The organism is Xenorhabdus eapokensis (genome assembly GCF_001908105.1).
In genome coordinates this window covers 1-3,091 of record NZ_MKGQ01000080.1, presented here as the reverse complement: position 1 = coordinate 3,091, position 3,091 = coordinate 1, and the positions used below count along the sequence as shown (strand labels likewise).

1 protein-coding gene and 1 pseudogene are annotated in these 3,091 nt (G+C 37.5%); one reads left to right on the top strand and one right to left on the bottom strand.

Features of this window, described 5'->3' with window-relative positions; all coding sequences use genetic code 11:
* Positions 1–183 precede the first annotated feature (183 nt).
* Positions 184–2,379 carry an AAA family ATPase gene (locus Xedl_RS19170; RefSeq protein ID WP_074025302.1) on the top strand — a complete coding sequence of 732 codons (2,196 nt, stop codon included), beginning with the start codon at positions 184–186 and terminating at the stop codon, positions 2,377–2,379.
* A 605-nt stretch (positions 2,380–2,984) separates the two neighbouring features.
* Here Xedl_RS19170 and Xedl_RS25995 read toward each other — a convergent pair.
* Positions 2,985–3,091 (bottom strand): annotated as a pseudogene (locus Xedl_RS25995) (IS5/IS1182 family transposase); the annotation flags it as partial.

Genomic DNA, 3,091 nt, shown 5'->3' with positions numbered 1-3,091 from the left:
ACGTTGGGTATTTTTGCCAATTTTCAACAAGGTAAAAGTCAACGCGACTGGCTTCAACAAGCCAATGTTATAGGATGTTAAAGTTGAGCATCGCGTTAATTTAACTATTGACCAATCCCTCATTACTAATAACATTTTGACCACATTACATGAATACGACACAACTGACAGGGATAAGAAAAAATGGCCATACTCACTCTCAGAGATGTTAAAAGTTATTCTGCTGATAAAGAGGTTAATATTGATCTCAGCAACCAAATTACGCTGATATACGGTCAGAATGGTTCTGGTAAATCCACAATATCAGGTTACTTCACCGAATATCATCCGCAAAAATACAAAAACTGCCGTTTTAAGAGTGATGAAAATTTTGATTTTTTCGTTTTCAATCAGGAATATGTGGAGAAAAAATTTCACAATAAAGAATATCAACCAGGTATATTCACGTTGAATGAAAAAAATGACGGACTCAACACAACAATAAATAATAACAAAGCACGCATGACACAAATTAAGGTGAAACTCGATGCATTGAATACGTTCATTCAAGATAAAGAAAAAACTATAAAATCTCTTGTTGAAACGTGTATGAGTGACATATTTGATAAAACCGTTGGCGAAAGAAAAAAGCTCGAATATTTTTTAGATGGAGCGAAGCAGCGGAGCACTTTTTATAATCGTATGAAAAATATTTCTCCAAAAAAAGCAACATATACAACAGAAGTGCTGACTAACAGACTTAAACAACTGCTGAGCAGTAAAGGAACACGATATAACGAGTTAAGTAAGCCAGTACTTCAGGGTTTATCAGAGGACATCATCGATCTTATGACTACACCACTGATGCCAGCTTCCAGCACACAGTTCTCAGCTTTTATTCAGGATTTAGGGAATGCAGATTGGGTTCGCAAAGGTATAGAATATGTCCGTGATAACGTGTGCCCGTTTTGTTATCAAAAATTTGATTCTCAGCATATCTTGGAAGAAATTACCAGAATGTTTGATCAATCTTACGAACAATCTATCGCTGCAATCTGCTATGCAGAAACTGTCATCGCCAGAGATATTGAAACACTGGATGCTTTTCATGAGCAGCTAAGAAGTCATCCGGTTGTTACAGATGACAATGAAGTATTTGGAATACTGAGAGCGATTCAGCAACTGTATCGTGCCAATATTCAGGCAATGGCAAATAAGGTAGAATATCCCTCAAAGTCCATAAAACCTGACAGTATTGATGATCTGTTGCAGAAACTAGCAGGCAATCTGGAAACACTCAATGGCCAAATACAGGAAAATAACCACCTAGCATCGAATTTTGATGTTGAAATGGCGTTGCTTAATGATGATGTTCATTCTCACCTCAGAAATAAATGCGAACCCTATTTTTCAAGTTGTGAGATTCAGGCTACGGAAATAAGACAACAAATAAAAAATAAGGATACAGAGATATCCAATTTTATAACAGAAAAAAAGAAACTTGAGGAAGAAATCCACCGCCTTACAGGTCAGCTGTCAGTTATTCAACCCACTATTGACACTATAAATAACAATCTGATTTTGCTTGGTATCAGTGATTTCAGTATTACCTGCCACGATGAAGAGCTGAAGCTGTACCGATTACAACGCAGAAGCCAACCCCAGAATAATGAAGTCTTTAAATCGCTGAGTGAAGGGGAAAAAACAATCATCGCTTTACTTTACTTCATTGAATCCTGTGCTGGACATGCTATGGAGAAAAGTCTTACAAACTCAAAGTTTGTTGTAATTGACGACCCGATATCAAGCCTTTCTCATAATTTTATTTATGAAGTGGCATCTCTAATAAAGAGAAGGTTCATTACAACTAAATTGGCTCGTCATCTTGTCATATTGACACATAGCATATTTTTCTTTCAGGAGATACTTCTCTCAGCAGCCAGAAGGTTAGATCCGTGTGCCTCCACTCCAAAGAACTGGTCTCTACTTCGTATAGTTAAAAGCCATCACAGCGATTGTGTTGCTTTGTCAATGCACGAAATGTTGAATGAATATCAGGCATTGTGGCAAACGCTCAAGGATGTACAAGATGGCAGGAGCCTACCAGTGGTATTGCTCAATACGATGCGGAATATATTGGAATATTATTTCAGCTTTGCTTGCAAACAAGAAAAACTAGAGCACGCACTGGAAAAACTAGCACAAGAGCATTCAGCTGGAGAATATGACTCATTCTATCGAGCGATTAACCGACATTCGCACTCTGACGGGCGAAATATTCTGAGCACTGGTATTATTGATGTAGAAAATTATTTCCGATTGTTCAAGAAAATATTTGAGGCAACTGAAGATATCGAGCATCATAACACAATGATGGGAATTGCAGTTCCGAAACCTTAAGGAACTGACTATAAATGTTACCACCTGCGAGCACCATTCACTCAACGGTTCGGAAGCGAGCGCATATGCTCTACGCGCCCGAAACGAAAACGAGTATACCGGCGAACCGGAACTATTTTCTGTTTCATGTGGCTTTCCTTTTACGAACCGGCTACTGCCGGAAGTCCCTGTACCTATTACAGGCTGGTAATGATCCAGAGGGGAACGCCCGAGGTGATAACATTATCATTATACGGCTAATTACCTCATTATGAAAGATAAGGAATATCTATAACAGCAGTTATCAATGAATAATTGTTATTAAAGTTAATAACATTTTGAAATACAAAAAATACTAATATCTAAAATAGTCATTAAATCAAATAGATATAAGCATACAGTAGCAGAGTATTTCAGGGGCACAAAAAGGGGCATTAATTCAATAAATAAAAATAAATTTAATATAATCAACTTGTTATATTATTTTACCAGTCCCGCCCTGGCACCAAATTAAAACTTACTGTAAAACAGTGAGTTCGGGAATAAAAAAGGCCACCGCAAGGTGGCTTTTTTCTTTGACACAAATCACGTTTCACTAGGGTCTGTTGATGTTTTAAGGTCATAATTCATTCAACCCACATGGGCAACCAGACAATGATAAACGCCAGAGCCAACATACTGGCGTAATTCCGTTCAAGCTTATCGTATCTTGTTGCTATTGCACGAAAATGTT

What these genes read in the sequence shown, in the direction of transcription:
- Xedl_RS19170 (WP_074025302.1), top strand. Translation starts at nt 184, where the DNA reads ATGGCCATACTCACTCTCAGAGATGTTAAAAGTTATTCTGCTGATAAA.